The 257-nt window shown below is 42.0% G+C and carries 1 protein-coding gene; it reads left to right on the forward strand.

The features are described from left to right. Positions 1–42: 42 nt before the first annotated feature. A partial coding sequence (locus QCD85_RS23695; RefSeq protein ID WP_301264083.1) for a glycoside hydrolase family 3 N-terminal domain-containing protein occupies positions 43–257 on the forward strand: 215 nt, incomplete at its 3' end.

Here is a 257-nt window from a genome sequence, read left to right on the forward strand (position 1 = left end):
GAATATGTAATAAAAAATACACGTTTAGGTATTCCTATATTTTTGGCCGAAGAAGCTCCTCACGGACATATGGCTATTGGAACTACAGTATTCCCTACAGGCATAGGGCAAGCTTCAACTTGGAATCCTGCAAGATTAGAACAAATGTCGCAAGTAACAGCAAAGGAGGTTCGTTTGCAAGGGGCACATATTAGTTATGGTCCTGTATTAGACTTGTCAAGAGATCATCGTTGGTCGCGAGTGGAAGAGAGCTATGG

The organism is Paenibacillus sp. PsM32 (assembly GCF_030433815.1).
Lineage (GTDB): Bacteria > Bacillota > Bacilli > Paenibacillales > Paenibacillaceae > Saccharibacillus > Saccharibacillus kyungheensis.